The organism is Nocardiopsis protaetiae (assembly GCF_045446735.1).
Lineage (GTDB): Bacteria > Actinomycetota > Actinomycetes > Streptosporangiales > Streptosporangiaceae > Nocardiopsis > Nocardiopsis protaetiae.
Genome location: NZ_JBJJBV010000528.1, coordinates 1 through 1,197, shown reverse-complemented (window position 1 = coordinate 1,197; position 1,197 = coordinate 1). Strand labels below are relative to the sequence as shown.

The following is a 1,197-nucleotide window of genomic DNA, read 5'->3' as shown; positions in this document are numbered from 1 at the left end:
ACACGGTCCCCCGCGCCCGGTTCCGTCCGGGCCCCGGACACGGCGCCGCCGCCCGCGGGGTCTCGACGGGCGGCGGCGGGCGGCGGTCAGGTGGCGGCGCGGGGCCGGGTCACAGGACCACGAGGTCGTCGCGGTGGACCAGCTCGCGCTCGTAGGAGGGCCCCAGCTCCCGGGCCAGCCACCGGGTGGAGCGGCCCATGAGGTCGGGGACCTCGGCGGAGTCGTAGTTGACCAGGCCGCGGGCCACCACCGTGCCCTGCTCGTCGCGCAGGTCCACCGGGTCCCCGGCGCTGAACTCGCCGAGCACGTCCACCACCCCGGCGGGCAGCAGCGACGCCTTGTCCCGGACGACCGCGGTGACCGCGCCCGGGTCCAGGACCAGGCTGCCGCGCCCGGCGGTGGCGTGGGCCAGCCACAGCTGGCGGGCCGAGGGGCGCCGCCCCGAGGCCGCGGCGAAGAGCGTGCCGACCTCCTCCCCCGCCAGCGCCGCGCGGGCGTTGGCGGCTGAGGTGAGCAGCGTGTTCACGCCCGCCTCGGTGGCGATGCGGGCCGAGGCCACCTTGGTGACCATGCCGCCGGTGCCCACCCCGCGCTTGCCCGAGGAGCCGATGTCGATGCCCTCCAGGTCGCCCGGTCCCGAGACCAGGCCCACCACCCTGGAGGCGGGCTCGGCCGGGTCGCCGTCGTAGAGGGCGTCCACGTCCGACAGCAGGACCAGGGCGTCGGCCTTCATCAGGTGGGCGACCAGGGCGGCCAGCCGGTCGTTGTCGCCGAACCGCAGCTCGTGGGTGGCGACGGTGTCGTTCTCGTTGACGATCGGCAGGGCGCCGATGTCGAGCAGCCGGCGCAGCGTGCGCTGGGCGTTGCGGTGCTGCACCCGCCGCATCAGGTCCTCGACGGTGAGCAGGATCTGGGCGGTGTTGATGCCGTGCCCCGCCAGCTCGGCGGTGTAGGCGGCCAGCAGCAGCCCCTGGCCGACGCTGGCGGCGGCCTGCTGCGAGGCCAGGTCGCGGGGGCGCGTGCGCATCCCCAGCGGGGTCATGCCGGCGGCCACCGCGCCCGAGGAGACCAGGATGACCTCCTGGCCCAGGGCGCGGCGGGACGCCAGCACCTCGACCAGGTCCCGGATGCGGCCGGAGTCGATCCGGCCCTCCGGGGTCGTCAGCGACGACGACCCCACCTTGACGACGACCCGGC

Annotated in this window: 1 protein-coding gene; it reads right to left on the bottom strand. The window is 76.4% G+C overall.

What is annotated here, in order from left to right; genetic code table 11:
* Window positions 1–109: 109 nt before the first annotated feature.
* Window positions 110–1,197 (bottom strand): glutamate 5-kinase (proB, locus tag ACJOT3_RS34520; protein WP_406977333.1); only part of this gene is annotated, 1,088 nt, incomplete at its 5' end.